General features: G+C 68.4%; 28 protein-coding genes. 10 read left to right on the top strand and 18 right to left on the bottom strand.

Going from position 1 to position 25,789, the window contains the following annotated elements; translation table 11 throughout:
- Positions 1-2: 2 nt before the first annotated feature.
- From D8S75_RS03835 to trxC, 3 genes are all read left to right on the top strand, one after another.
- Positions 3-1,136, top strand: coding sequence for a class I SAM-dependent methyltransferase (locus D8S75_RS03835; RefSeq protein WP_119964620.1), 1,134 nt, complete (start codon positions 3-5; stop codon positions 1,134-1,136).
- A gap of 2 nt (positions 1,137-1,138) precedes the next feature.
- On the top strand, positions 1,139-1,333 hold the full coding sequence (locus D8S75_RS03830; RefSeq protein ID WP_119964619.1) for a DUF2905 domain-containing protein: 195 nt from the start codon (positions 1,139-1,141) through the stop codon (positions 1,331-1,333).
- A 209-nt stretch (positions 1,334-1,542) separates the two neighbouring features.
- On the top strand, positions 1,543-1,977 hold the full coding sequence (gene trxC, locus D8S75_RS03820; protein WP_119964769.1) for a thioredoxin TrxC: 435 nt from the start codon (positions 1,543-1,545) through the stop codon (positions 1,975-1,977).
- A gap of 10 nt (positions 1,978-1,987) precedes the next feature.
- On the opposite strand, the gene D8S75_RS03815 is transcribed toward trxC, so the two are convergent.
- From D8S75_RS03815 to D8S75_RS03800, 4 genes are read right to left on the bottom strand one after another with little or no spacing between them, the layout of a single operon-like run.
- A complete protein-coding gene (locus D8S75_RS03815) occupies positions 1,988-2,470 on the bottom strand; it encodes a DoxX family protein (RefSeq protein ID WP_119964618.1) in 483 nt (160 codons plus the stop codon).
- A 9-nt stretch (positions 2,471-2,479) separates the two neighbouring features.
- Positions 2,480-3,253, bottom strand: a complete 774-nt coding sequence (locus D8S75_RS03810; RefSeq protein ID WP_119964617.1) for an HvfC/BufC family peptide modification chaperone — start codon at positions 3,251-3,253, stop codon at positions 2,480-2,482.
- Positions 3,244-4,086: an MNIO family bufferin maturase gene (bufB, locus tag D8S75_RS03805; protein ID WP_119964616.1), complete on the bottom strand. Its 843-nt coding sequence runs from the start codon at positions 4,084-4,086 to the stop codon at positions 3,244-3,246. Before bufB ends, D8S75_RS03810 begins: the two co-directional genes overlap by 10 nt.
- Positions 4,087-4,100: 14 nt before the next feature.
- Complete coding sequence (locus tag D8S75_RS03800; protein ID WP_119964615.1) at positions 4,101-4,400, bottom strand: BufA1 family periplasmic bufferin-type metallophore; 300 nt, start codon at positions 4,398-4,400, stop codon at positions 4,101-4,103.
- 177 nt (positions 4,401-4,577) lie between these two features.
- On the opposite strand from D8S75_RS03800, the gene D8S75_RS03795 reads away from it, so the two are divergent.
- Positions 4,578-5,120, top strand: a complete 543-nt coding sequence (locus D8S75_RS03795) for a sigma-70 family RNA polymerase sigma factor (protein WP_119964614.1) — start codon at positions 4,578-4,580, stop codon at positions 5,118-5,120.
- Complete coding sequence (locus D8S75_RS03790; protein ID WP_119964613.1) at positions 5,117-5,758, top strand: DUF1109 domain-containing protein; 642 nt, start codon at positions 5,117-5,119, stop codon at positions 5,756-5,758. The genes D8S75_RS03795 and D8S75_RS03790 overlap by 4 nt, the downstream gene beginning before the upstream one ends.
- 13 nt (positions 5,759-5,771) lie before the next feature.
- Here the strand turns inward: D8S75_RS03790 and D8S75_RS03785 are convergent, their stop codons facing one another.
- Entirely contained in the window at positions 5,772-7,019 is a 1,248-nt protein-coding gene (locus D8S75_RS03785; RefSeq protein ID WP_119964612.1) for a multifunctional CCA addition/repair protein, read from the bottom strand.
- Between the two features lie 51 nt (positions 7,020-7,070).
- On the opposite strand from D8S75_RS03785, the gene D8S75_RS03780 reads away from it, so the two are divergent.
- Positions 7,071-7,523 carry a hypothetical protein gene (locus tag D8S75_RS03780; RefSeq protein WP_119964611.1) on the top strand — a complete coding sequence of 151 codons (453 nt, stop codon included), beginning with the start codon at positions 7,071-7,073 and terminating at the stop codon, positions 7,521-7,523.
- A gap of 9 nt (positions 7,524-7,532) precedes the next feature.
- Here D8S75_RS03780 and D8S75_RS03775 read toward each other — a convergent pair whose 3' ends face one another.
- Positions 7,533-7,826 (bottom strand): type II toxin-antitoxin system RelE/ParE family toxin, encoded by a 294-nt coding sequence (locus tag D8S75_RS03775; RefSeq protein WP_119964610.1) that lies wholly within the window; start codon positions 7,824-7,826, stop codon positions 7,533-7,535.
- Positions 7,827-7,846: 20 nt separating this feature from the next.
- Complete coding sequence (locus tag D8S75_RS03770) at positions 7,847-8,131, bottom strand: type II toxin -antitoxin system TacA 1-like antitoxin (RefSeq protein ID WP_119964609.1); 285 nt, start codon at positions 8,129-8,131, stop codon at positions 7,847-7,849.
- Positions 8,132-8,314: 183 nt separating this feature from the next.
- Between D8S75_RS03770 and D8S75_RS17685 the strand changes: the two genes are divergently transcribed.
- Together D8S75_RS17685 and D8S75_RS17845 are read left to right on the top strand one after the other, a co-directional pair.
- Positions 8,315-8,755, top strand: a complete 441-nt coding sequence (locus tag D8S75_RS17685; RefSeq protein ID WP_157982585.1) for a hypothetical protein — start codon at positions 8,315-8,317, stop codon at positions 8,753-8,755.
- A gap of 18 nt (positions 8,756-8,773) precedes the next feature.
- The gene (locus D8S75_RS17845; RefSeq protein ID WP_198673135.1) at positions 8,774-10,699 is read left to right on the top strand and encodes a tetratricopeptide repeat protein; all 1,926 of its coding nucleotides are present in this window, start codon (positions 8,774-8,776) and stop codon (positions 10,697-10,699) included.
- A 3-nt stretch (positions 10,700-10,702) separates the two neighbouring features.
- On the opposite strand, the gene D8S75_RS03760 is transcribed toward D8S75_RS17845, so the two are convergent.
- The 4 genes from D8S75_RS03760 to D8S75_RS03745 all read right to left on the bottom strand — a co-directional run bounded on the left by D8S75_RS03760 (position 10,703) and on the right by D8S75_RS03745 (position 14,883).
- A complete protein-coding gene (locus D8S75_RS03760) occupies positions 10,703-11,386 on the bottom strand; it encodes a glutathione S-transferase family protein (RefSeq protein ID WP_119964607.1) in 684 nt (227 codons plus the stop codon).
- 107 nt (positions 11,387-11,493) lie between these two features.
- On the bottom strand, positions 11,494-13,179 hold the full coding sequence (locus D8S75_RS03755; RefSeq protein ID WP_119964606.1) for an isovaleryl-CoA dehydrogenase: 1,686 nt from the start codon (positions 13,177-13,179) through the stop codon (positions 11,494-11,496).
- A gap of 31 nt (positions 13,180-13,210) precedes the next feature.
- Positions 13,211-14,056, bottom strand: coding sequence for a PaaX family transcriptional regulator C-terminal domain-containing protein (locus D8S75_RS03750; RefSeq protein ID WP_119964605.1), 846 nt, complete (start codon positions 14,054-14,056; stop codon positions 13,211-13,213).
- A 254-nt stretch (positions 14,057-14,310) separates the two neighbouring features.
- On the bottom strand, positions 14,311-14,883 hold the full coding sequence (locus D8S75_RS03745; RefSeq protein ID WP_119964604.1) for a 5-formyltetrahydrofolate cyclo-ligase: 573 nt from the start codon (positions 14,881-14,883) through the stop codon (positions 14,311-14,313).
- A gap of 14 nt (positions 14,884-14,897) precedes the next feature.
- Here D8S75_RS03745 and D8S75_RS03740 point away from each other — a divergent pair, with 14 nt between their 5' ends.
- Positions 14,898-16,880, top strand: a complete 1,983-nt coding sequence (locus D8S75_RS03740) for a lytic transglycosylase domain-containing protein (RefSeq protein WP_119964603.1) — start codon at positions 14,898-14,900, stop codon at positions 16,878-16,880.
- 73 nt (positions 16,881-16,953) lie between these two features.
- Here the strand turns inward: D8S75_RS03740 and D8S75_RS03735 are convergent, their stop codons facing one another.
- The 3 genes from D8S75_RS03735 to D8S75_RS03725 all read right to left on the bottom strand — a co-directional run bounded on the left by D8S75_RS03735 (position 16,954) and on the right by D8S75_RS03725 (position 20,401).
- A complete protein-coding gene (locus D8S75_RS03735) occupies positions 16,954-17,883 on the bottom strand; it encodes an MBL fold metallo-hydrolase (RefSeq protein WP_119964602.1) in 930 nt (309 codons plus the stop codon).
- 20 nt (positions 17,884-17,903) lie between these two features.
- Positions 17,904-19,592 carry an AMP-binding protein gene (locus D8S75_RS03730; protein ID WP_119964601.1) on the bottom strand — a complete coding sequence of 563 codons (1,689 nt, stop codon included), beginning with the start codon at positions 19,590-19,592 and terminating at the stop codon, positions 17,904-17,906.
- A 68-nt stretch (positions 19,593-19,660) separates the two neighbouring features.
- Positions 19,661-20,401, bottom strand: coding sequence for an FFLEELY motif protein (locus tag D8S75_RS03725; RefSeq protein WP_119964600.1), 741 nt, complete (start codon positions 20,399-20,401; stop codon positions 19,661-19,663).
- A gap of 150 nt (positions 20,402-20,551) precedes the next feature.
- On the opposite strand from D8S75_RS03725, the gene D8S75_RS03720 reads away from it, so the two are divergent.
- Positions 20,552-21,466 carry an esterase/lipase family protein gene (locus tag D8S75_RS03720; RefSeq protein ID WP_119964599.1) on the top strand — a complete coding sequence of 305 codons (915 nt, stop codon included), beginning with the start codon at positions 20,552-20,554 and terminating at the stop codon, positions 21,464-21,466.
- Between the two features lie 67 nt (positions 21,467-21,533).
- Here the strand turns inward: D8S75_RS03720 and phhA are convergent, their stop codons facing one another.
- The 4 genes from phhA to D8S75_RS03700 all read right to left on the bottom strand — a co-directional run bounded on the left by phhA (position 21,534) and on the right by D8S75_RS03700 (position 25,772).
- Positions 21,534-22,373: a phenylalanine 4-monooxygenase gene (gene phhA, locus D8S75_RS03715; RefSeq protein WP_119964598.1), complete on the bottom strand. Its 840-nt coding sequence runs from the start codon at positions 22,371-22,373 to the stop codon at positions 21,534-21,536.
- Positions 22,374-22,547: 174 nt separating this feature from the next.
- Positions 22,548-23,690, bottom strand: a complete 1,143-nt coding sequence (gene hppD, locus D8S75_RS03710; RefSeq protein WP_119964597.1) for a 4-hydroxyphenylpyruvate dioxygenase — start codon at positions 23,688-23,690, stop codon at positions 22,548-22,550.
- A 163-nt stretch (positions 23,691-23,853) separates the two neighbouring features.
- Entirely contained in the window at positions 23,854-24,834 is a 981-nt protein-coding gene (locus tag D8S75_RS03705; RefSeq protein ID WP_119964596.1) for a lipase secretion chaperone, read from the bottom strand.
- Entirely contained in the window at positions 24,831-25,772 is a 942-nt protein-coding gene (locus D8S75_RS03700; RefSeq protein ID WP_119964595.1) for an esterase/lipase family protein, read from the bottom strand. The genes D8S75_RS03705 and D8S75_RS03700 overlap by 4 nt, the downstream gene beginning before the upstream one ends.
- Between the last annotated feature and the right edge of the window lie 17 nt (positions 25,773-25,789).

Here is a 25,789-nt window from a genome sequence, read left to right as displayed (position 1 = left end):
CAATGCAGGCCGTGACGAAAGAACCCTCAAGTTTAACGACCGCCCTGCAAGCCCACATCGCGCAGGCCATTGGCGCCGCCGGTGGCTGGATCGGTTTTGACCGCTTCATGGAGCTGGCGCTGTACACGCCGGGCCTGGGCTACTACGCGGGCGACCTGCCCAAGTTCGGCGCGCTGCCCAGTTCGGGCAGCGACTTCGTGACCGCCCCCGAGATGACGCCGCTGTTCGGCCAGACCCTGGCCGTGCAGGTGGCGCAGGCGCTGGAGCAGACCGGCACCGACGAGGTCTGGGAGTTCGGCGCCGGCTCGGGCGCGCTGGCGCTGCAACTGCTCGACACCCTGGGCGACAGCGTGCGCCGCTACACCATCGTCGACCTTTCGGGCAGCCTGCGCGCGCGCCAGCAGGCGCTGCTGACAGCACACGCGGACAAGGTGCGCTGGGTGGACGCGCTGCCCGAGCGCATGGAAGGCGTGGTGGTGGGCAACGAGGTGCTCGACGCCATGCCCGTCAAGCTGCTGGCGCGCCACGGCGGTGCGCAGGGCGGCGTGTGGCACGAGCGCGGCGTGGTGGTGCAGGGCGAGGCTTTCGCCTGGGAAGACCGGCCCACCGGCCTGCGCCCGCCCGTCGAGATCGAGGGTCCGCACGACTACCTGACCGAAATCCACCCCCAGGCCGAGGCCTTCATCCACACCCTGGGTGACCGGCTCACGCGCGGTGCCGTCCTGTTGCTGGACTATGGTTTCGGCGAGAGTGAGTACTACCACCCGCAGCGCCACATGGGTACGGTGATGTGCCACCGCGCGCACCGCTCCGACGACGATCCGCTGGCGGACGTGGGCCTCAAGGACATCACCGCCCACGTCAACTTCACCGCCATGGCGCTCGCCGCGCAGGACCAGCCCCTAGCCGAAGGCCAGGGCTGGAACGTGCTGGGCTACACCACGCAGGCGCACTTCCTCATCAACTGCGGATTGCTCCCAAAAATGGAGCGGCAGACGCTGGAGCAGCGGACCATCGCGGCCAAATTGATCATGGAACACGAGATGGGCGAGCTGTTCAAGGTGCTGCTGCTCGCCAAGGGCGAGTTCTGGGACGCCGTGGGCTTCGCACACGGTGACCGCACGCACAGGCTCTGACCATGATCCGCTGGCTCATCGTCGTCTTTCTTGCGCTGGTGCTCATCAACGGGCTCACGCCTTGGCTGCGGCGCCTGGGGTTGGGCAAGCTGCCGGGGGATTTCCATTTCCGGCTGTTCGGGCGTGAGTGGTACATCCCGCTGGCAAGCACCGTGCTGCTGAGCTTTCTGCTGAGCCTCGTCGTGAAATGGCTCTAGGGAGAGGCACCCCCCTGTGTCGCTTCGCTCCTTCCCCCCGCTCTCGCAGCGCCGCGCGCTGCGGGCAGGGGGACGCTCCCGGCGCGGCGGGGCGGCCCTTGCGCGGGAGCCCTGGCCTGGTCCGCGTCGGCATTTTGCGCTGAGGGTCGTGCGATGCGCCGTGGAGCCATCGACTTGATTTTTTCTTGGTGCGGCCCGATGTCTGGGGCATGACCGAATCCCTGCACATCGTCTGCCCCCACTGCCACACCACCAACCGCGTCCAGGCGGAGCAGCTCGGCAGCCAGCCCGACTGCGGCAGTTGCCACCAGCCCTTGTTCACCGGCGCGCCGCTGGCGCTGGATGCCGCCAGCTTTGCCAAGCATGTGCAGCGCAGCCATATCCCGGTGCTGGTGGACTTTTGGGCGCCCTGGTGCGGGCCCTGCCGCCAGATGGCCCCGGCCTTTGCCCAGGCAGCGCGCGCGCTGGAGCCCCGCGTGCGCCTGGCCAAGCTGGATACTGAGGCGCACCCCCAGGTGGCAGCGCCCTACAACATCCGCAGCATCCCCACCATGGTGCTGTTCAAAGGCGGGCGTGAGGTGGCGCGCATTTCGGGCGCGCTGGGTGTGGCGGACATTGAGCGCTGGGTGCGCAGCGTGCTCTGATCGGAAGACCTCAGCGCAATCCGAGAGCTCGGTCGAGCGAAGCCGCACCCGCGCCGCGTCCGGCCAGGTACAGCATCAGCGCGGCCCACGACAGGTGCGTGGGCCAGGCGTCGGGGTAGACGAAGACCTGGATCACCAGCGTCATGCCCAGCAGCGCCAGGGCCGACAGGCGCGTGGCCAGCCCCAGGACCAGCAGCACCGGGAACAGATGCTCGGCCACGGTGGCCATGGGCGCTGCCCATTCCGGGGAGATCAGCGGCAGCTGGTATTCCTCGCGGAACAGCAGGTAGGTGGTGTCGGTGATGGTGAACCAGCCCTCCACCTTGGTGCGGCCCGACGTCCAGAAAATGCCCGCCAGCGCCAGGCGCGCGGCCAGCGCGATCAGGCCGTGTGGCGTGAGCTGCTCCAGCCGCTGGGCCAGGCCGTTCCACAGCCCGCGCAGGCCGGGGTGGGATGCTGGTGCAAGGTCGATCGGGGAATGGGTGGTGTGCATGGGGGCCTCCTAGGGCAAAGGGGTTTCGGGCGCGCGCAGGGCGCCGGTGCGCAGCAGCAGCGCCACGAGCGCGGGCAGGTCGGCGCCGGGGTCGGCCTGCAGCGCCTGGACGGCGGCGTCTTCAAAGGGGGCGCCCGCAGCGCAGGCGTCCAGCAGCGCGCAGCCCGCGCGGGGCAGGGGCGCCCATTGCACGGCGTCGTGTGGGCGCGTCAGCAGGGCGCCTTCGCCCTGCCAGGGCAGTTGGTCATCCCAGGGCAGACCGGCACGCTGGCGCTGCCACAGCTGGTAGGCCGGGTGCGCTGCGCACCACTGCCAGCGCGCGGCCGGGTGGGGCCGCAGGCGCAGCAGCGCCAATGCTTCGGGCGGTTGCTGGGCCAGCCAGGCAGCTTGCAGCGTGGGGGCGTCGGCAGCGAGGTGGGCTTCGGTCCAGCAGCGGTCCAGCCGCGCCACGGCGCCCAGGTAGGGCAGGCTGGCAGCCGGGCCGAAGCCTTCCAGAAATTCAGCAAAGCCCGCGCCATAGCCCATCAGCCGCCCGTCGCTGGGCGGGTGCCGGTGCACAAAGGCGTGTGCCGCCGCGCGCAGCCAGTCGGTGCCCACCAGAGCGTGCACGGCGGGGTAGTTGGCTTGCAGCGCGTCAATGCAGCCCTGGGCCACGGTGTTGCGGTACACGGCAAAGCCCGGCTGGGCCAGCAGCGCGTCCAGCCAGGCGGGCGGTGGTGCGCTGGCGCCGGGCGAGGGCAGCAGGGCGCTGGCCAGGCCGTCCTGGAAGTCGCTCAGGCGCATGGCAGGGCCTCCGGGGTGGTGAGCACGCGGTGCGCGCGCTCGCGCTCGGCCAGCAGCTCGGGCAGGGGCGGAATGGCATCGTCGCGCTCGATCAGCGTGGGCCGGGGGCCGGTGCGCGCGATCAGGCGCTGGTACAGCGCCCACACGGGCTCGGCCACGGGCGCGTCGTGGCTGTCGATCAGCAGCGCGTCGCCCAGGCGCGGGTCGGCGTGGTGGCCCGCGAGGTGGATCTCGGTGATGGCTTGCACCGGAAAGGCGTCCAGGTAGTCGCTGGCGCGGGTGCCCAGGTTGTGGGCGCTGAGGTACACGTTGTTCACGTCCAGCAGCAGGCCGCAGCCGGTTCGGCGCGCCAACTCGGCCAGGAAATCGGTTTCAGCCCAGTCGTGCCCGTCGATGTGCAGGTAGTGCGTGGGGTTCTCGATGGCGATGGCGCGGCCCAGGGCCTCCTGCGTGGCGGCGATGTTGGCCGCGATGCGCGCCAGCGCCTCGTGCGTGCGCGGAAAGGGCAGCAGGTCCGGGTGGTAGCGCCCGCGCCAGGCCGACCAGGCCAGGTGCTCGGACACCAGCACGGGCTCGATGCGCCGCACCAGTTGCGCCAGGCGCCGCAGGTGGCTCGCATCGGGCGGCGCGTCGGCCGCGAGCGAGAGCGAAACGCCATGCAGCGACACCGGGTGCCGCGCCCGGATGGCTTCAAGCCAGGTCAGGCGCGGGCCGCCATCGGCCAGGTAGTTTTCGGGGTGCACCTCCCACCACAGACCGCTGGCGGTGCAGTGCAGGGCCTCGTCATAGTGCTGGGGCTTGAGGCCCAGGCCTGCGGTGAGAGGGGATGTCATGGCGCGGCTTCCGGTCAGCTCTTCATGGCTTCCAGCGAACCCATGCCCTTGGGCGTCTTGATGGTGGTGCAGGTGCCTGCGGGCACGTACTTCCAGGCGTTGCCCTGGTAGTCCACCTTGGCGGTGCCCGCGCAGGTCGTGCCGGGGCCGGCGGCGCAGTCGTTCTTGCCGACCATGGAGACGCCGTAGCATTTTTCCATGGCGGGCTTGGCCATGTCGCCGGACTTGTTCATGCTGTCGGACTGCGCCAGGGCGGCGCCGGAGGCGAGGGCGGCAAAGGCCAGTGCGCCGAGGGTGAGGGAACGGGTGGTCATGTTGATTGCTCCTTGGGTGATGAAAGAGACCTCTGCCTGCAATGCCCACGCATCCGGCCGGTCTGCGCTGTAATTCGCAGGCATTGCTCAGCGGGTTACGCTGTGGTCGAAAATTTATTTTTCGGCCCCCGTGTAACCGGCCGCGCACCGGCCCCGAATACCAGCGAGGGAGACGCCATGGAGATAGAACAGCGGCTGCGCCCGCTGCTGCTGCAGGGCCTGGAGGGCGACAGCAACGCCTACCAGCGCTTTCTGAAGGAGCTGAGCGCGCACCTGCGGGCCTTTTTGCGCCGCCGCCTGGCCCAGCGGCCCGATGAAGTGGAGGACCTCGTGCAGGAGACCCTGCTCGCCGTGCACAACCAGCGCCACACCTACCGGCACGATCTGCCGGTGACGGCCTGGGCGCATGCGATCGCGCGCTACAAGCTCATCGACTGGCTGCGCGCGCACGCGGCCAAGGGCGCACTCAACGTGCCGCTGGACGATGTGCAGGAGCTGTTTTCCAGCAGCGACAGCGAGGCCGCGCAGGCGCGGCGTGACCTGGGCCAACTGCTGCAAACACTGCCTGACCGCCAGCGCCTGCCCATCGTGCACGTCAAGCTCGAAGGCCTGTCGGTGGTGGAAACGGCGCGTATCACGGGGCTGTCGGAGTCGGCGGTCAAGGTCGGCGTGCATCGGGGGCTCAAGGCCCTGGCCGCCCGTATCAGGGGAACGTCATGAGAACCGAGGAACTGATTGGCCTGTTGGCGCAGGATGCCGAGCCGGTGGCGCCGTATGCCATCGAGCGGCGCTTTGCCCTCGCGGCGGCCGGGGGCTGGCTGGGCGCGCTGGTGCTGATGCTGGTGCTTTTTGGCGTGCGGCCCGGGCTGGCGCAGGACATGGCGTTGCCCATGTTCTGGGGCAAGCTGGTGTTCGCCGCCCTGCTGGCCGCCGGCTGCCTGGCCGTGCTGCGCCGCCTGGCGCGGCCCGGCATGGGGCTGGGCCACAGCCTGGTGCTGCTGGCACTGCCGCCGCTGGTGCTGTGGGGCCTAGCCGCCGTGGCGCTGGGCCAGGCCGGGCCTGCCGAGCGCCTGCCCCTGGTGCTGGGCAGCACCTGGCGCAGCTGCGCCTTCAACATTGCGGCGCTGTCGCTGCCGGCCCTGGTGGCCAGCCTGTGGGCGCTGCGCGGTGCGGCGCCCACGCGCCTGGCCTGGGCGGGGGCCGGGGCCGGGTTGCTGGCGGGCGCGCTGGGGTCGCTGGCCTACGCGCTGCATTGCCCCGAGATGGCCGCGCCCTTCCTGGCCGTGTGGTACCTGGCGGGCATGGCCTTGCCCACGCTGGCGGGTGCCTGGCTGGGGCCGCGCGTGCTGCGCTGGTGAATGGGCCTGGCGGTTACGGCGCGGGCTGGGCCAGCCACTGGGCCACGGCCTCCACGCGTGCGGCGTGGATCAGTTCACCCACTTTTTGGCCTGTAACGCCCTTGGATGCTGCGTGGGCAGCTATCACACTGGTAGCAACCGATTGCACGGCAGTGAGCGCGGCGTTGATGCGCGCGCGCTGCGGGTAGGGCGATTCCTCGAAGTGCAGGCGCCCGCGTGCGTCGCACTCGCAGGCCAGCAGAATCTCGTCCAGCCGCGCCGGTTTGCGGATCGCGTCGCAGCGTTCCAGCAGCCGCACCAGCGCCGCCGCGCCCAGGTCGCCGCTGCGGTGGATATTGCCGTGCTCGCGCGCCACCACGTCGGCCAGCTCGCGGCAGTCCGTGGGCACGCGCAGGCGCTCGCACAGGCCCTTGAGCAGTTGGGCGCTGCGCTGCTCGTGGCCGATGTGGCGCGGCAGCACGTCCTCGGGCGTGGTGCCCTTGCCCAGGTCGTGCGTGAGGCACGCAAAGCGCACGGACAGCGGCGCCTGCAGGCGCGCGGCCATGTCCAGCACCATCATCAGGTGCACGCCGGTGTCGATTTCGGGGTGGTAGTCGGCGCGCTGGGGCACGCCCCAGAGGCGGTCCACCTCGGGCAGCACCACCTGGAGCGCGCCGCACTGGCGCAGCACCTCGAACATGCGCGAGGGCTTTTCCTCCATCAGGCCGCGCGCCAGCTCCTGCCACACGCGCTCGGCCACCAGGTGGTCGGCCTCGCCGTGCGCCACCATGGAGCGCATCAGCGCCAGGGTCTCGGGCGCCACGCTGAAGTCGGTGAAGCGCGCAGCAAAGCGCGCCACGCGCAGGATGCGCACCGGGTCGTCGTGGAAGGCGTGGGTCACGTGGCGCAACACCTTGTCGCGCAGGTCACGCGCGCCGCCATGGGGGTCAAAAATGGCCTCAGCGCCCGTGGAATCTGCGCCAAGTGCTATGGCATTGATAGTGAGGTCGCGCCGCGAGAGATCCTCCTCCAGCGTCACGTCGGGCGAGGTCTGCACCACGAAGCCACGGTAGCCGCGTCCGCTCTTGCGCTCGGTGCGGGCCAGCGCGTATTCCTCGCGCGTCTGCGGGTGCAAAAAGACCGGAAAGTCGCGTCCCACGGGCAGGTAGCCCTGGGCCACCATCTGCTCGGGCGTGGCGCCCACCACCACCCAGTCGTGGTCGTTCACGGGGCGGCCCAGCAGCCGGTCGCGCACGGCGCCCCCCACCATGTAGATTTGCATGCGGGCAGTGTAGTTACTATTCACGCCCCTGTTCGCGCCAGGAGTTCGCCCATGTCCACACCCCCCGCCATCACCATCGTCCAGCCCAACCCCGACGGCAGCCTGCCCATTCCGGCGCCGGCCGCGCCCAGCGCCGCCGAGGCTGCCGCCGCGCAGCTGCAGGAGCGCGCCGAGGCATTGCAACAGCAGCTCGACGCCCTGCAGGAGGTGCTGGCCAAGCCCCTGAACGAAATACTGGCCGACCGTGAAAAAGCCCTGGAGGCCGCTGGCGCCTGGGACGCCTTCGGCGCCATGTGGGTGCTGTCGCAGCGCGCCATGCGCCGCGTGGCCATGGACCTGGCCGCGCAGCAGGGGGTGAGCGAGGCCGAGGTGGTGGCGCGCGCCATGCGCTACGCCAACGCAGTGCTCAACACCGAGGACGAGACCCTGGGCGGCTCCATCGCCCCGGCGCAGCTGGCGCACATCGGGCGGCACAAGGCATTTTTGCGCAAGCAGTTCCGGTGATGCTGCGGCTCAGCGCTTGAAGCCAGCCTCCCGCTGGCTGCGCAGCGCCAGCACGAACACGGTGTCGATGGTCGCCACGTAGTGGTACAGAGCGACATAGCCCCGCGATGCGCGGCCTATCACCAATTCGCGTTTGCCACCCTGCACGGGCCGCCCGATCTGCGGGCTGTGCGTGAGGATCTGCAGGGCTTCCAGAATGCCGCCGATGCGCTCGGGCGCGGAGCCGGGGTCGTATTGGGCGACATGGTCAAAGAAGCGGTCGAAGTCGTCCAGGACTTCCGGAGCCAGCTCAATGCGGGTCATGTGGCGATGGGCGCTGACGCTTACTTGCTCTGGATGCGCGCTGCAGGCTTACGGGGGCGGCCACCCTCCGCACGTGCGGCGAGGTAGGCCTTGGCGTCGTCCCAGGCCACGGTCTGGCCCGTGGTGCGGATGCGAGTCCAGCGCTCGTCCGCCAGGGCCTGGAAGGCGTTGTCCTGCTCCACCTGCTCCACCCTCTGGGCAATCGCGTCCAGGATGAAGGCATGGGCTGTCTTGCCCGCCTGCGCCGCAGCGGCGTTGATGCGGGTTTTTAGCTCATCTTCCAGGCGGATGGTGGTGGTGGACATGGCGGCTCCTGTGCTTGGCTCAATGTAGCACATTCATGCTACATATCGGCGGGCGCATGGCCAGAGGGTATCGGGAGCGATCCATGGCAATTTGTAAGAAGCCGTATTTAATAAAGGCTTTTTGTAACTTTAGAGCGGCCATCGACCAGAATCGCAAAAAACACAAACCAGCGGAGAGGGAATATGCGTAGTTCATCTGTTTTGTGCCTTGGCAAAGGCGAGCAGAGCCATGTCTTTGCCGCCTCGGCGGTACGGTGTTCGTCACTGGTTATTGCCACTGTTGTTGCGGCTTCGATGGCTGGCTGCAGCCCACAAGCACAATCTCCCGCTACGAGCGCGGCACCCGCACCACAGATGGTCATTGATCAGGCTCAGCTGTGCGAGGTCAACGCCTGGCAGCATGACTTGGTCGCCAGTGTCTGCAAGCCTGGGCAAAAGGTGGTGTTTTTGCCTCGCTCCTTCGGCAATGCGCAACTGCCCATCCTTTTTGCGGCGGTCAATTGCGATCTGCGCTATGCCGTGGCGCTTACGGAGGGGGCGGTGACTTGCATCTACAGCCCCATTCAGCCAGCTCCCGCACAGCCAGCAGCGACAGATGCCAGCCAGCCTGCATCCAAACCTTGAAACCTCGTTGATATGCAAATGAAACACCGCTTCATTTCTGCCCTGGCGGTCTCCTTGGCGGCCTTCGTCTATGCGCCATCAGTGCATGCCGATTTTGACAAAGGCTTGGCAGCGTACCAGCAGAAAGACTACGCCACTGCTTTGGCAGAGTTCAAGACAGCAGCAGAACAGCACGAGGCAAAATCTCAAAGTGCGCTGGGCTTCATGTACGCGAATGGCCAAGGCGTAGCGCGCGACGACAAGGAGGCCGCAGCTTGGTATCGCAAGGCGGCGGATCAGGGGTTTGCCTCCGCACAGGCATCACTCGCCAATTTTTACTTCATGGGCCGGGGGGTGGCGCGCGACGTTTCGCAAGCGGTTGTTCTTGCCCGCAAGGCGGCGGATCAAGGCGACTCCTGGGGGCAAAACCTGTTGGGCGTGCTGTATGAACAGGGGCAGGGCGTCTCGCAAGATGCACGCGAAGCCGTGCAGTGGTACAGGAAAGCCGCTGACCAGGGCAATACCAGGGCGCAAAACAACCTGGGCTTGGCCTACTCCAATGGACGAGGGGTTCCCAAGGACGATCGTGAAGCCGCATCCTGGTTTCGCAAGGCAGCAGATGCGGGTTTGGAGGATGCGCAAGCCAACTTGGCCGGCATGTACCTGAACGGCACAGGCGTGCCGCAAAGCCGTGCCGAGGCCATCAATTGGTACCGCAAAGCGGCGGAGCAAAACTACTTCCAGGCCATGATGCAGTTGGGCAGATTGCATGAGCGAGGGAAGGAATACGCCGACGCCCTGGCTTGGTACCGTCAGGCGGCAGACCAGAACTATCCGCCGGCACTAAACCGGCTCGGTGAAATGCATGAGGAGGGGCTGGGTGTGCAGCAAGACCATCGGCTCGCCGTGGAGCTGTACCGCAAGGCAACCGACCTGGGTGACATGGAGGCGCAGTTCAGCCTGGGGCGCATGTACTTGGATGGCAAAGGGGTCGCGCAAAGTGATCAGGATGCGTTCAATTTGTACCACCAGGGCGCCATGCGGGGCTACGCGTTGGCGCAGAACATGCTGGGCTGGATGCATGATCAAGGTCGGGGCGTGAAGAAGGATGCGCTTCAGGCGGTGCAGTGGTACCGCAAGGCCGCCGACCAGGGACTGGCACGGGCGCAAGCGAATCTGGCTGACTCGTACTTTTTAGGGACGGGTGTGCCGCAGGATGATAGAGAGGCCGCGAACTGGTACCGCAAGGCAGCAGAGCAAGGCCATGCCCAAGCCCAGAACGACCTTGGTTTCATGTATGGCGAAGGCCGTGGCGTGCTGCAAAACCACAGCGAGGCAGTCACTTGGTATCGCAAGGCGGCTGCGCAAGGGAGTGCCATGGCGCAGTACAACCTGGGGGTGAATTACGCCAACGGACAGGGGGTTCCTCAGGACGCTACCGAGGCGGAGCGCTGGTACCGTTTGGCGGCTGAACAAGGGCATATCAATGCCCAGAACAATTTGGGCGTCATGTACGAAAACGGCAATGGCGTTGCCCAGAATCCTGTGATCGCCTATGCCCTGTTCAACCTGGCTGCGGCTGGTGGCAATAGCAAAGCGCCCAACAACCGTGCGCGTGTCGCCGAGCAGCTGTCACCCAAGCAATTGGAAGAAGCGCAGGCCGTTTCAAGCGCGTGGCGAGTGAATACGCCGCTGCCCACCAAAACAGCCACCTGGAAGCAGCCGACCTCCAAGCCCGCTGTCCAGTCCAAGCCGAAGGCGGAGCCGCGCGCCGCCGCGCCTGCCGAGCCACAGGTTAGCAGCACCGACTGCCGCCCCAAGACGGCCAGCCTGACCTGTCGCTCGGCTTGCACCAATGGCAATTGCGTGGTGACCTATGCCAATGGCTGCCGCATGCGCGCGCAGGTCAGCCCGAAATTTAATCCACTGAACAGCCAGTGGGAGTACCCCTCGCCGTCGTGCTGATGGTCAGCGCCGCAGCCGGTACGGCTCCTCGAACTCCCGGAAGTCCTGCTCGGCCAGCGCGCCGTCGATCCAGGCCTTGACGCCCGGCAGCGCGCGCACGCGCTGGACATAGGCCTGGATGTGCGCGGGCACCGGCAGGCCGTAGCTGTGCAGGCGCATGCAGACCGGCGCGTAGAAGGCGTCGGCGATGCTGAATTCGCCGAACAGCAGGGGGCCGCCGTGCTGCTCCAGCAGGCCGCTCCACATCTCCACCAGGCGCTGCACGTCAGCGCGCACGGTCGGCTTGTCGCGCCAGAGCAGCGCGCCGATGTCGGGCAGGTGGGCCTCGATGTTCATGGGGCAGGCGCCGCGCAGGGCGGTGAAGCCGCTGTGCATCTCGGCGCACACGCTGCGTGCGCGGGCGCGGGCGGCCTTGTCACGGGGCCAAAGGTTTTTTTCGGGGTAGGTCTCGGCCAGGTATTCGGCGATGGCCAGGGTGTCCCAGATGCTCAGGTCGCCATCGACCAGCACCGGCACCTTGCCGGTGGGCGAGATGCCGGCGATCGTGGCCTTGAACTTCGAATCGTGGTCGAAGCTGTCGAAGCGCGCGAGCACTTCCTCGAACGGAATGCCGGCCTGGCGCAGCAGCACCCAGGGGCGCATGGACCAGGAGGAGTAGTTCTTGTTGCCGATGTAGAGCTGGAGCATGGTTCACCTGCTGAAGAAAAGGGGCCGCAAAAGAGCGGCCCATTGTGCGGCAAGGTGTGAAGGGCGCGAAAGGCGGCAATCCCATGCCGCTGCCCCGGCCAGGGTTATCAGCCCACGCGGGGCGTGGCACGCTCGATGATGGCCTGCACGTCCACGCCGCGTGGCAGCGCGCCGTAGTTGAAGCTGCCTTCGGGCGCGAGGCGCGAGGCGCAGAAGGCGTCGGCCACGAAGGCGGGCGCGCCGCGCACCAGCAGCGAGGCCTGCAGCGCCAGCGCCATGCGCTCGACCACGTGGCGGGCGCGGTATTGCAGGTCGGTGGGGTCGGCGAACTCCTTGCCAAGGTCGCGCACATGCTGGTCGAGCAGGGTGTTCTGGCCCTGGGTATGGCGCAGCTCGGCGAAGAAGGCGTCCACCACCTCGGGCGTCTTGGCCATGGCGCGCAGCACGTCCAGGCACTGGATGTTGCCGCTGCCTTCCCAGATGGCGTTGACCGGCGATTCGCGGAACAGGCGCGGGAACATGCTGTCCTCCATCACGCCGCTGCCGCCGATGCACTCCATGGCCTCGTAGGCGTGGCCGGGGGTGCGCTTGCAGATCCAGTATTTGCCCACGGCGGTCACCAGGCGCACGAGCAGGTCCTCGTGGCGGTTGTCGCGGTGGTCCAGGGCGCGGGCCATGCGCATGGAGAGCGTCATGGCGGCCTCGCTCTCCAGCGCCAGGTCGGCCAGCACGTTCTGCATCAGCGGCTGCTGGTTCAGGCGCGCGCCAAAGGCACTGCGGTGCGCGCAGTGGTGCAGCGCCTGCGACAGCGCCATGCGCATGCCCGCGCTGGAACCCACCATGCAGTCAAAGCGCGTCATGGCCACCATTTCGATGATGTTGCGCACGCCGCGCCCTTCCTCGCCCACCATCCAGGCCAGCGCGCCGCGCAGCTCGGTCTCGCTCGACGCGTTCGAGGCGTTGCCCATCTTCTTCTTCAGGCGCAGCACCTGGAACGGGTTCTTCGTGCCGTCCGGGCGCCAGCGCGGCAGCAGAAAGCACGAAAGGCCCTTGTCGGTGTGCGCCAGCACCAGGAAGGCGTCGCACATGGGCGCCGACACAAAGTATTTGTGGCCCACCAGTTCATACGCCTGGCCGGGGCCGCCCTGGCCCACGGGGTAGGCGCGCGTGCTGTTGGCCTGCACGTCGGAGCCGCCCTGTTTCTCGGTCATCGCCATGCCGATGGTCACGCCGGTTTTCTGCTCCACGGGCACGTTGCGCGGGTCGTACACGCGCGCCGTGATCTTGGGTTCCCACAGCCGCGCCAGGTCGGGCTGCAGGCGCAGCGCGGGGATGGCGGCAAAGGTCATGGTGATGGGGCAGCCGTGGCCGGCCTCCACCTGGGTCTGCAGGTAGTTGCCGGCGGCGCGCGCCACATGGGCGCCAGGGCGCGGGTCGGTCCAGGGCGAGGAATGCAGGCCGTGCTCGATGGCCGTGCCCATGAAGCGGTGGTAGGCCGGGTGAAACTTGACCAGATCGATGCGGTTGCCGAAGCGGTCGTGCGTCTCCAGCTCGGGCTGGTGCTTGTTGGCGAGATGGCCCTGTTCCAGGTATTCGGCCGAGCCGGTGAGCTGGCCGAAGCGCAGCAGATCGGCCTCGGCCCAGGCCGCGCCCTCGCGCTGCACGGCCTCGCGCAGCGCGGTGTCCTGCGCGTACATGTTGTAGTCGGCGAGTTCGCAGGACACGTTCTCGACCCGGTGGGTGTCGGCCAGGTAATGCGAGGGCAGGGCGGTGGTGTCGGTCAGGGCGTTCATGGCGGTGTCTCCGGGGGGCGGGGGAAGGGGGTCAGGCAATGCGCAGGCGGGCCTTGCGCGCAGCGGTGTCGGGGGTGGACAGGGCCTCGTAGAAGCGGTCCCAGATGGCGCGGCCCGCCGCATCGAAGGCGTGCACGCTGTCGATGAAGGCCGCGCGCAGTGCGCCGTCCACCATGGGTTCGGGCAGCAGCGGGTCGTACACCAGCTGGCGGATCGCGGCGCCACCGAGGAAGAACGACTCGCGCGCCGCCTGGTCGATCGGCAGGCGTGCCGCGCCGTCCAGCCAGCGTTGCAGGCGCTCCTGCGTGGCGCGGTAGCCTTGGTTGAGAGCCACGCCATCCCACAGCGCGTCCACGGCGGCCTCGGTGGCGGCATCGAGCGAAGTGCAACCGCAGACCACGGCCTGCGCCTCCAGGCCCAGCGTGTGCAGGCGCGCACGGATGGCGGCAATGTCGGCCTCGATGTTGTCAGGGCGCAGCCAGAAGTCGCGCTGCAGTTCGGCAAAGCCCAGCAGGTGCAGCGCGCGCTCGCGCTGCCGCGTGGCGGCGCGGTCGCCGCGCGCCAGGGCGCCGCAGTGCACCGCCACGTACTGTCCGTTCCAGGGGCGCAGGCGCTCGGCGGTGCTGCGCCAGTGGGACACGTCCTGCGCCAGGCTCTGCGCGGCGGGCCCCAGGCGCCAGGCACCGCGCTCGGTGGCCTGCGCCATGTCCTGCGCGGCCAGCCGCGCCAGCGTCACGCGCACATGGTTCTCGCTGATGCCGAACACGGCGCCCGCCGCCACCGCGTGGCTGACAGGCAGCGGGTCGTCGCCGCTGGCGAGCAACAGCTCCAGCAGCAGGTGTTTGGGCTGGACTTTGGTACTGGGGGAAGAGGACATGCCTCAAATATTACATAAATATCTAATAAAAGAAAATAAATGTAATGAAATGACGCGTACGAAGCCTCTGTGGTTTCGTCCGTCTTTCTCAAGGATGCGGTGGGCGTATTGCGCGCTGACGTGACGGCCTCAGCGGCGTGGGCCAGCAGGCACCGCGCAAGGGCCGCCCCGCCGCGCTGGTGTCGTCCCCCTTCCGCATCGCGCAGCGATGCCAGAGAAGGGGGAAGGCGCGAAGCGCCTCAGGGGGAAGTGCCTCATACAGGCCACACCACCCCGTTGTCATTCAGGATGGCATCCAGCGGCATGTCGTGCGCCTCGGGCTCGAAGTCGTCGAGGTAGCCCTGGGTGTAGCCCAGGCCCACGGTGAAGGGCCGGGGCTGCAGCGTGGCCAGGGTGCGGTCGTAGAAGCCACCGCCGTAGCCCAGGCGGTAGCCGCCCGGCCCGTAGCCCACGCAGGGCACGAAGAGCAGCGTGGGCACGATGACCTCGGTGTCCTTGGGCTTGGGGATGCCGTAGGCGTCTTCCTCCATGGGGCAGCCGGGGTACCAGGCGTGGAAGGTGAGGGTCTTGTGCTGCTTGTTCACCACCGGCAGGCCGATGCGACGCAGCTGCGGTTCGTCGAGCAGTTCGCCGTCCTCCTTCCAGCGGTGCAGGGCGGGCAGGGGGTCGAATTCGCCCTTGATGGGCCAGTAGGCGCCGATGATGGTGTCGGGACGGTTGATGAGCCAGATGCGCATCACCTGCTGCAGCAGGTCGGCGCGCAGTAGGCGATCGCGCAGGTTCAGGCGTTGTTCCACCAGAGTGCGCCGCAGGGCTGTTTTGTCCATCACATAATTCCCTCATGCATTTACCGAAGATTCTGACACCGCTGGTGGCCTGTGTGCTGCTGGCGACTTCTGCGCTGCCCGCGCTGGCGCAGTCCAAGGGCGACCAGGTGCTGCTGGACATGCACCAGGCGTTCCGCAAGGGCGACCGCAAGAAGCTGGAGCAGCTCCTGCCCTCGGCGCGCGGTCACGCGCTCGAACCCTGGGCGGCCTATTGGGAGCTGAAAGCCCGCCTGGGCGAGGCCTCGGCACAGGAGGTGCAGTCCTTCCTGCAGCGCTACGCCGGCACCTACCAGGAAGACCGCCTGCGCAACGACTGGCTGCTGCTGCTGGGCCAGCGCCGCGATTGGGCGCAGTTCGCCGAGCTGCACCCGCAGTACCGCATGCAGGACGACCGCGAGGTGCGTTGCTATGCGCTGCTGATCGACGAGATCAAGGGCGCCGCCCCCGCCAACGTGGGCGAGGAGGTGCGCCGTGCCTGGCATGCGCTGCGCGACGCCGACGATGGCTGCACCCATGCGGCCAGCGAGCTGCATGCCAGCAAGAAGCTTGGCGCGCTCGACATCTGGCGCAAGGCCCGCCTGGCCGTCGAGGCCAACCGGCCGCGCGTGGCGCGCAGCGCCGTGGAGATCGTCGCGCCCGATGCGCTGCCCGCGCTGCGCGAGCTGCTCGATTCCCCGACCAAGTACCTCAAGGCGCACGCCACGGCGCGCGGCAAGGCGCGCCAGGAGCTGGTGCTGCTGGCGCTCATCAAGCTGGCCACCAGCGACGTCGATGCCGCCGCAGCGCAGCTTGACGGCAAGTGGGGCGTGCATCTCTCGCCCGAGGAGCGCAACTGGGCCTGGGGCGTGGTGGGCAAGACGGCGGCGCAAAAGCTTGCGCCCGAGGCGTCGGCGTATTTCGCCAACGTCACGCGCGACACGGACCTGAACGACGAGCTGCTGGGTTGGAAGGTGCGCGCCGCGCTGCGCTCCGGCCAGTGGAAGGTGGTGCGCAAGGCCGTGGACGCCATGAGCGACGAAGCCCGCCAGGACAGCACCTGGGTGTACTGGAAGGCGCGTGCCCTGCTGGAGGGCCGGCCCCACGACGCCGAGCGCGCCGAGGCGCAGCGTCTGTTCGAGAGCATCGCTGGCACGCGGGGCTTCTACGAGCAGCTGGCGCTGGAGGAACTGGGCCAGCGCGTGCCGCTGCCGCCCCCGCCCGCGCCGCTGACGGCCGAGGAAAAAGCCGCCGCGCGCGCCAACCTGGGGCTGAACCGGGGCCTCTACGCCATCCTGCTGGGCCTGCGCGGCGAAGGCGTGCGCGAATGGAACTACACCACCAACCGCCACCAGAACGGCGGCATGAACGACCGCGAGCTGCTGGCCGCCGCCGACTTTGCCTGTGCGCAGGAAGTGTGGGACCGCTGCATCAACACCAGCGAGCGCACGCGCGGCGTGATCGACATGGCACAGCGCTTTCCCATGCCGTTCCGCGACGCGGTGCTGGAGCGCTCGCGCGCCATCGGACTGGACCCGGCCTATGTGTACGGGCTCATCCGCCAGGAAAGCCGTTTCATCATGGACGCCCGCTCGCACGTGGGCGCCTCGGGCCTCATGCAGGTCATGCCCGCCACGGCGCGCTGGACGGCCAAGAAGATCGGCCTGACCGACTTCCGCCCCGAGCACATCACCCAGCGCGACACCAACATCGCCATCGGCACGGCCTACCTCAAGCTGGCGCTGGACGATTTCGCCGGCTCCATGCCCATGGCCGCCGCCGCCTACAACGCCGGCCCGGGCCGCCCGCGCAACTGGCGCAACGGCCCGGTGCTGGACGCCGCCATCTGGGCCGAGAACGTGCCCTTCGCCGAAACGCGCGACTACGTGAAGAAGGTGCTGGCCAACACCACCAACTACGCGGCGCTCATCACCGGTCAGCCGCAGTCGCTCAAGAGCCGCCTGGGCACCGTGGGCCCCCGGGGCAGCGCGGAGCCGGAGTCGAACAAGGATCTTCCTTGAGTGTTTTTGGGCCTCTGGGCTTACGCATCAAGCGTCATCAGCTATATTTTTAATAGCTTACACGCCTGCTGTCTCACAGGTTCACCAGCCACTCGCCCTCGCGCCGCGCCGCGCCCGAGCGCACCAGCTCGTCCATCAGCCCCTCCAGCCATTCGCCCTGGCCGCGGTCGCTGAAATGGCGCGCATGCATGGCGCCAAAGTAGGGCGTGGCGTCGGTCCAGGCGCGCAGGTCGGCCAGGCTGATGCGCTGCCACTCCAGCAGCTTGTACTTGAGCAGCACCTTGGCGGCATAGAGCGCGTGCTTGCCGGGGTGGCTGGCGAAGCCATCGAGCCGCTTGCGCGCCACGCCCAGGGCGCGGGGGGCGTCGTGGAACACCGGGCCGTGGCCGGGGATCACGGTGCGCGGGGCCAGGCGCTCGATCAGGTCGAGCGTGGCGGCCACCTCGGCGAAGGCGCCTTCGCCGTCGAGTTCGGGAAAGACCACGCCAAAGCCGTTCTCCCACAGCGCGTCGGCCGAAATGAGGATGCGGTCCCGGGGCTCGAACAGCACGATGGAGTGCGGGTCGTGCCCCGGCGCGGCGTGCACCTGCCAGGGGCGGTCGCCCAGCAGCTCCTCGGTGCCGGGCTGCAGCAGCGCGTCGCAGCGGAAGCGCGGGCATTCCTGCCCGGTGGGCGTGTAGCTCAGCGCATACGGGTCCCAGTCGCGCACATGCGCGGCCTGGCCGGGCGGAATGGCGGTTTGCACTGCTGGCCAGGCCTGCTGCAGCGCGGCGTTGCCGCCGCAGTGGTCGCTGTGCAGGTGGGTGTTGAGAATGCGGTCGAGTGGCCGCCCGTCCAGCGCCGACTGCACCAGCGCCAGGGTCTGCGCGCCGTGGGTGCAGTAGCCCGTGTCCACCAGCGCCGCCCCCGAATGCTTCCCCGTGAACAGGACGTTGTTGGACGACAGCCAGCCGCGTTCAAATACCGTGATTTCTGGCGGCAGGGCCGATGGATGCTGCGTCATAAGCTATGACAAAAATAGCGTCACGCCTTGGTGGTTCTCAGCTCGCGCCGCAGGATCTTGCCCACGTTGGTCTTGGGCAGGTCGTCGCGGAACTCGATGTACTTGGGCCGCTTGTAGCCGGTGAGGTTGTCGTGGCAGAAGCGCACCACGTCGTCCTCTTCGAGCGAGGGGTCGCTGCGCACCACGAACACCTTGACGGCCTCGCCCGATTTTTCATCGGGGATGCCGACGGCGGCGCATTCGAGCACGCCGGGGCAGGTGGAGATGACGTTCTCGATCTCGTTGGGGAAGACGTTGAAGCCGCTGACCAGGATCATGTCCTTCTTGCGGTCGATGATGCGCGTGTAGCCCTCGGCGTCCATGATGCCGATGTCGCCCGTGCGCATGAAGCCGTCGGGCGTGAAGGCCTTGGCGTTTTCCTCGGGCTGGTTGTAGTAGCCGGGCATGACGTTGGGGCCGCGGATGCAGATCTCGCCCGATTCGCCTTGCGGCACGCTGTTGCCGTCATCGTCCTTGATGGCGATCTCGATGCCCGGCAGCGGCAGGCCGATGCTGCCGGTGAAGGTGGTGTTGTTGACCGGGTTGTTGGTGCCGATGGCGCAGGTCTCGCTCATGCCCCAGCCTTCGATCATGGTGCTGCCCGTAACCTTCTGCCACTGCTTGGCCGTGCCCTCGGACGCCGCCATGCCGCCGGCCTGCGAAACGCACAGGTGCGAGAAGTCGAGCGCGCGGAACTGCGGGTTCTGCAAGAGCGCGTTGAACAGCGTGTTCACCGCCGGCAGCATGTGGAAGGGGCGTTTTTTCAGCACCTCGACGAACTTGGGAATGTCGCGCGGGTTCGGGATCAGCGTCAGGCGCGAGCCCTGGCGGATGGCCAGCAGGCACAGCGTGAGCGCGAAGATGTGGTACAGCGGCAGCGCGGCGATGCTGTTGGCCTTGCTCAGGTCGCCGATCTTGGCCAGCGCCGGCGTGAACCAGGCCTCGGCCTGCAGCGTGGCGGCGATGATGTTGCGGTGGGTGAGCACCGCGCCCTTGGACAGGCCCGTGGTGCCGCCTGTGTACTGCAGGAAGGCGATGGAGTCGTGGTTGGCCTGGCTGGGCTGCAGCGTGCGGCGCGCGCCCAGGGCCAGCGCCTTCTTGAAGCCGGTCACCTGGCGGCCGCCGGTGAGCGGCAGGTCGTAGGCCGGCACCATCTTGGCCAGGTGGCGCACGGCGAAGGTGATCCACTGGCCGTACCAGAAGCCCAGCAGGTCGCCCATGGAGGCCATGACGACGTGCTTGACGCTGGTGTGGTCGATGACCTCGGCCAGCGTGTGGGCGAAGTTCTCCAGGATGACGATGGCGGTGGCGCCCGAGTCCTTGAGCTGGTGCTCCAGCTCGCGCGCGGTGTAGAGCGGATTCACGTTCACGCAGGTGTAGCCCGCGCGCAGCACGGCGGCCATGGTCACGGCGAACTGCGGCACGTTGGGCAGCATGATGGCCACGCGCGCGCCGGGCTCCAGCCCCTGGCCCTGCAGCCAGGCCCCCAGGGCGGCGGAATGGCGGTCCAGCTCGCCGTAGGTCATCCAGCGTTCCATGCACACAGAGAAGGGGCTGGATGCGTGCTTGCGCATCGCTTCTTCCAGCAGGTGCGCTGCCGAGCGGTACTGCTCAGGGTCCACGTCGTGCGGCACGCCAGCGGGGTAGTTCTTCAGCCAGATCTTGTCCATGCGATGTTCTGTGGTCAAAAAGGTGGAAAGGGTGGGCCACGATTTTCCAAGCAAGCGGGTGCTTGGTGTTATCGGGCTTGTCCTAGGGTGGTCGTCAATTCGGTCTCGCAGGCGACAGCGGGGGCCTCGAACAGGGTCTGCATCAGGCGCGACTCGCGCTCCTGCACCGTGGCCAGGAAGCGTTCCACCGCGCCGCGCTGGCGCGCCAGTTCGCCGAAGGTGTCGAAGCCCGACTCCAGGAAGCGTTGCAGCGCGCCCAGGCCCGCCGCGCGCGCGGGGCGGCGCATCATGTGCAACAGGGTGCGCAGGCCGGGCATGCGCGTGAGCCGCGTGAGGTCCTCGCCGATGGCGATGACGCTGGCGAGTTGCTGGTGGCGCGCCGGACGCTCGCCCACGGCGCGCCAGGCGCGGGCGTAGCGCGCGGCCTCGCCGGGGGTGGCGGCCAGGTCTCGCCAGGCATGGCCCATGGCATGGTCCAGCTCCTCCGTCTGGGCGTGCAGCAGCGCCAGCGACACGGCGGTCTGCACCACGGGCTTGGGGAACACGGTCTGCAGCGTGCCGGCGATGCGGCCGAACTGGTCGTCGCGGTCGGAGAAGTCGCCCGGGCTGTAGAGCTCTTCAAGGAAGAAATGCGTGGCCGGCTGGACCATCGGGTCGGCCATGAGGTCGGCATAGGTGCCGGTGAAGCGGCGCGACTGCAGTTCCTTGACCTCTTGCACCGCCTGGGCCAGGGACGGGTCGCCCATGCGGTGCCTGCGCAGGGCCGTCACGTCGGCGATGCTGTTGCGGATGGTGTCGGCGGCGTCCATGGGCTCCCGGGGGTTGGCGCTAGAAGAGCCCATTAGACCCAAAAACGGCCCTGTGCAGCGCATGCGTTTTCGACAGTTCACTCGAATGCGGCGCCCGCGCTTTCGGTTACCCTGCGCCGAGTTCCGTTCCGACCTCCCCCCGCGCCCACCATGATCGCCCGCATGCAAACCCTCTGGACCCTGGCCCTGGTGCTGGGCCCCCTCGCCTGGCTGCTCGCGCTATGGCCGCATTCGCGTGCCTGGGCGCTGGCCGGCGTGGCGCTGGGCTGGGTGATTTTCGCGGCGGTGATGGGGCTGCAGTTCGTGCTGATGCACCGCGCCAACCGTGCCGACCCCGCGCCGCGCGCCGGCCTGCCGCTGGTGCTGCGCGCCTGGTGGCGCGAGATGGGAGTGGCGCTGGTGGTGTTCTGCTGGCGCCAGCCGTTTCGCAGCCGCTCCGTGCCCGACTGGCTGCCGGGCGCCCCCACGGGCCAGCGCGGCGTGGTGCTGGTGCACGGCTTCTTGTGCAACCGGGGGCTGTGGCTGCCGTGGATGGAGCGGCTGCGCGCGGGCGGCCATGCCTATGTGGCGGTGAACCTGGAGCCGGTGTTCGGTTCCATCGACGACTACCCCGCCCTCATCGAGGACGCGGTGCGCCGCGTGACCCTGGCCACCGGCATGGCGCCGGTGATCATCGGCCACAGCATGGGCGGACTGGCCGCGCGCGCCTGGCTGCGCGCCTACGAGGCCGATGCGCGCGTGCAGCACGTCATCACCCTGGGCACGCCGCACGGCGGCACCTGGCTGGGCCGCTACAGCCATACCGCCAACGGCCGGCAGATGCGGCTGGGCAGCGGCTGGGTGCGCCAGTTGCAGGCGGACGAGCCGCGCGCGCGTGCCGGCCTGTTCACCTGCTGGTACTCGAACTGCGACAACATCGTCTTCCCGGCGGGCACGGCGGCCCTGCCCGGGGCGGCGCACCGCTTCATCGAGGGCGTGCCGCATGTGGACATGGCCTGCCACCCACGGGTGGTGCAGACCAGCCTGGAGGCATTGGCGGGCTCGGTGGGCGGACTGAAGGTTTGAGCAAAAATCGCCTCTGGCGCTTGCAGTACAAGCGTCATTAGCTATTGATTTGGTAGCAATATGCTTCTCAAGCGGCCTGGGCCAGCGGGCCATGGGGCGCGAACTCGGGCAGGCCGCGCAGGCGCTCGTAGACCGGCGTGAAGTCGGGCTCGGTCAGCTGGAACAGCTGCTCGAAGCTGTCGATCACGAAATAGGTCTGCTGGTAGCTGTCGATCTTGTAGCGCGTGCGCATGGTGCGTTCGATTTGCAGCGGCAGGCGCTGCGGCTCGGGGCTGTGCACGGCATAAGGCAGCTCGCCCGACGAGCTGAGGATGCCGGCGCCGTAGGCGCGCAGGCCGCCGGGCTCGCGGATCAGCCCGAACTCGATGGTGTACCAGTACAGGCGCGCCAGCATCTCGCAGGCGCCCAGGGCATGCGCCTTGAGGCCGCCCTGGCCGTAGCGCTGTACGTAGTCGGCGAACACCGGGTTGAACAGCAACGGCACATGGCCGAACAGGTCGTGGAAGATGTCGGGCTCGACGATGTAGTCGAACTCCTGGGGCGTGCGGATCCAGTCCGTCACCGGGAACTTGCGGTTGGCCAGCAGCGTGAAGAACGGCAGTTCCGGGATCAGCCCGGGCACGGCCACGATCTCCCAACGCGTGGCGCGGTACAGGCGCTCGTTGATCTCGTCGATGCGCGGGATATGGTCCTTGATGCCGAGCAAGGGCAGGGCGGCGATGAAGGCCTCGCTCGCCAGACCCGGCAGCTGGGCGCTCTGGCGCTCGTAGAGGCGCCGGTAGGTATCGTGGTCCTGGGCGGTGTAGGCGGCCCAGTCCTGGGCGCAGGTGTAGTCCGCGTTGGCGCGCGCATAGTCGCCGCGCGGCGGGCGCTCACTGGCGCCATAGACGACAGGTTCGACGGCCATGGTGTCTCCTTTCTGGTTTTGTATGGTGCACGCGCCACCCACGGCGCATGCAATGGGCGCGCCCCAGGCCAGGGCTCCCGTGCAAGGGCCGCCCCGCCGCGCCGGGAGCGTCCCCCTGCCCGCAGCGCTGCGAGAGCGGGGGGAAGGTGCGCAGCACCTCAGGGGGGTGCTGCCTTACTTCGTGGGCGCCTGCAGCACGCCACGGCGGATCTGGTCCAGTTCGATGGACTCGAACAGCGCCTTGAAATTCCCGTTGCCGAAGCCGTCGTCGCCCTTGCGCTGGATGAACTCGAAGAAGATCGGGCCGAGCTGGTTCTCGCTGAAGATCTGCAGCAGCAGCGCGTCCTTCTTGCCGTCGATGAGGATCTTGCGCTCGCGCAGGGCTTCGAGCGGCTCGCCATGGCCGGGGATGCGCTTCTCCACCAGTTCGTAGTAGGTGTCGGGCGTGTCGAGCAGGCGCACGCCGCTGGCGCGCAGCTTGTCCACCGTGGCGTAGAGGTCGTCCGAGCCCATGGCGATGTGCTGGATGCCCTCGCCCTTGTACATGTCCAGGTACTCCTGGATCTGGCCGGGCTTGTCCTTGCCTTCCTCGTTGATCGGGATGCGGATCTTGCCGCAGGGGCTGGTCATGGCCTTGCTCTTGACGCCCGTGACCTGGCCCTCGATGTCGAAGTACTTGATCTCGCGGAAGTTGAACAGGCGCTCGTAGAAGTCGGCCCACTCGGCCATGCGGCCCCGGTGCACGTTGTGCGTGAGGTGGTCGATGTAGGTCAGGCCGTGGCCGAAGGGGTGCAGCGCCTCCTCCGCGCTCACGCCCGGCAGGGCCTCGAAGTCCACGTCGAAAAACCCGATGTTGCCGATGTCGCCGGGCTGCGCGCCGCCCTTGCCGCGCCAGCGGTCCACGAAGTAGATCAGGCTGTCGCCGATGCCCTTGATGGCCGGGATGTTCAGCTCGCCCGGGCCGGCCTTGCCGGCATAGCCCCAGGCGCCCAGCGACACGGCGCGCTCGTAGGCGGCCTTGGCGTCGTGCACGCGGAAGGCAATGGCGCAGACGCTGGGCCCGTGCAGGCGTGCGAAGCGCTGGGCGAAGCTGTCGGGCTCGGCGTTGATGATGAAGTTGATACCGCCCTGGCGGTACAGCAGCACGTTCTTGTGCCGGTGCCGTGCCACGGGCTTGAAGCCCATGCCTTCGAACACCCGGCCCATGGCCACCGGGTCGGGCGCGGCGTATTCGATGAACTCGAAGCCATCGGTGCCCATGGGGTTGTCCCAGGCGGCGGTGTCGTTCAGGGCCTGCCCGGGCAGTGCTGCGTTCATGGTGTCTCCGTCAGTGAATTGATGTATGTCATGCACTGTAGGGATGGGGGTGCTCAGCATTCAGGCGTAATGCGCCTCCCGATATGGTCTATTTGCAGGAAATTTGCGTGAAATCAAGGCAGTGCGCGGTGAAATTTTGGTGCTTTCGCGGTGCTTGTGCAAATCAGTGCGATGCGGCGGCGGGTTGGGCGCGCAGGGCCAGTGCCGCGTCGATGCGCAATTGTTCCTGCGGGCTGAACAGCTGGTTGCGCAGTTGCTGCAGCCGCGCTGGGTCCTGCGTGGCCTCGCGCGCCTGCTGGTACTGGTCCAGGCGCGACTGCCAGTCGTTTTCCTGCTGGTCGAGCTGCGCCAGGCGCTGGGCGGCCTCCTCGCCATACTGGGCGCTGCGCTCGGCGTGGCGCGTGCGGTCGTCCGTGCCTCGGGCATTGAAGGCGGCGGTTTGCTGGGCCGCGCCCACATGGGCCACCGCCTCGGCGCGCTGGGCACGCTGTTCGGCGCCGAGCCCGGCCTCGGCATCCTGCAGGGCGCTGCGTTTTTGCGCAGGGGTCAGCGCGGTGTTGCGCTCGATCTCCAGGCGGGCCAGCATGTACTGGTCCAGTTCCGCTTCGTGCGCGAACAGGGCGTCGTATTCGTCGGCGTCGAAATACTGCCGGCGCACCTTCTGGCGCGCCTCCATGGCTTCGCGCAGGCCCCGGGGGTCTGTGAGGTCGGCCGGTGCCTTGAGCTGGCCCAGGGCCACGCGGTAGTCCACGTAGCGGCGGGCCAGGGCCAGGGCGCGGGTCGAGAGTTCGGCCGGGAAGTGCTGGCCGGCGAGGGCCTCCAGGCGCTGCTTGAGGGTTTCCGGATCAGGGGCGTCGCCCGCGGCGTGTAGCAGTGCTTCGAGCGCATCGCGCAGGCCCGGGGCCAGCAGCGGGTCGCTGTGGGCCTGGCCCTGGGGGGCGCGGGGGCTGGCGCGCCAGGGCTCTGCAGGTGCGTCCGCCGGGCCGCCGCTGTGCGGCACCGTGGCGCCTGGCGCGAGGCGGGCCGCGCCAGCGCCGAGGGCGTCCGTGCCGCCGGAGGGCTCGCCCGCCTGGGTCCACCACAAGGCGCCCGCCGCCAGCAGCGCGCAGGCCGCCAGCGCCAGGACGCCGGTGGCGGGCTTCACAGTCCGGCCACCTTCAGGCGGTTGGCATGCTGGCGGTACAGCGTGACGGGGTCGGTGGAGAACCAGTCGCGCAGGCCCAGCAGCTGGTTGACCTCGTCCAGGTGGTTCTGGCGGTAGTCGCCCAGGTGCTTGCCCAGTCGCGAGGAGCAGGCCGACACCAGGCCGTCGTTGGCTTCGCCGAACACCAGGCCCAGCACGCCGAGCGCGCCGTCGCTGACATCGAACACATTGGTCAGGGTCTTGGTGCCGGTCCACGAGTAGTAGCGCACGCCGTTCACCAGCTCGGCGCCGTTGCCGCAGCCGCTGGTGGGCACGCCGGCGGCGAAGCGCTGGTTGAATTGGGCAGAGCCGGCGGTGGTCAGCGAGTCGAGCGCCGCGGTGGGCAGCTGTGGCAGGCTGGAGCCGCCCGAGGCCAGGTTGATGAGCGTGACCAGGGCCGTGGCGGCACCGTTGGCCAGGGTTTCGCTCACGCTGCCGGCGGGTGCCACGCCGCGCACGATGTCGGCCACGCGCGAGCCGCGGTTCACGCCGCCAATCGATGTGACCGAGGCCACGAGCTGCGGTGCCACGCCGGCCACGTAGCGCGTGGTCGGGCCGCCGTGCGAATGGCCGACCAGGTTGACCTTGCTGGCGCCGCTGAGCGCCAGGATGTTCTTCACCTGCGCGAGCAGTTGCTCGCCGCGCACCTCGGTGCTGTTGGCGGCGGACACCTGGGCCACGTACACCTTGGCGCCATCGCGGCGCAGCGCATCGGGGATGCCGTAGAAATAGTCGACCCCGAGGGCGTTGTCGAAGCCGAACAGGCCGTGCACCAGCACGACGGGGTAGCGCGTCTGGGTGTAGCCGCTCTGGGCATGGGCGCTGTGCAGGGGCAGCAGGGCGAAGGCGGCCGAGGCGAAGGCCAGGCCGCGCAGCAGGCGGCCGAAGAAACCGGTCATGGATGTCTCCTGGAATG

This window comes from Simplicispira lacusdiani (assembly GCF_003604195.1).
GTDB lineage: Bacteria > Pseudomonadota > Gammaproteobacteria > Burkholderiales > Burkholderiaceae_C > Simplicispira > Simplicispira lacusdiani.
Note: the sequence above shows the minus strand (reverse complement) of the source record. Positions and strands in the feature narration are given on the sequence as shown.